At 40.1% G+C, this 372-nt stretch carries 1 protein-coding gene; it reads left to right on the top strand.

Features of this window, described 5'->3' with window-relative positions; genetic code table 11:
- Positions 1–105: 105 nt before the first annotated feature.
- Positions 106–372: ParA family protein (locus R0J92_RS21940; RefSeq protein ID WP_411053202.1), on the top strand; the 267-nt coding region annotated here is incomplete at its 3' end.

The raw sequence follows: 372 nt of genomic DNA, 5'->3' as shown, positions 1-372 counted from the left end.
ATTTCACCCAAAAGCAAGTCTAGATACCTAGACTTCTAGATACCTAGATAAAAAAGTATTGAGATTTTAATTAAACTATAACTAGAGTTGTCTTGATATTTTGCTATGAAAGTAATGAGTGCCCTCTCCTTAGCTGGAGGACAAGGGAAAACAACCCTAATTATCCTCTTGGCGAAGCAGCTGAGTCAGCAAGGAAAACGAGTCCTTGTCATTGATGCTGACCCCCAAGCCAATTTAACCTTCTTTTTTGGACAAGAACCTACTGAACAAGACCCCACTTTGTTAGAAGTAATCAAAGGAATCATTGATACCGAAGATGGGATTTATCCCACCGCAGAAGAGAACTTGTTTATCATACCGTCAGATCGCGGG

The sequence above is a fragment of the Tritonibacter sp. SIMBA_163 genome (assembly GCF_046535935.1).
GTDB lineage: Bacteria > Pseudomonadota > Alphaproteobacteria > Rhodobacterales > Rhodobacteraceae > Epibacterium > Epibacterium scottomollicae.
This window is presented reverse-complemented; position numbering and strand designations above follow the sequence as displayed.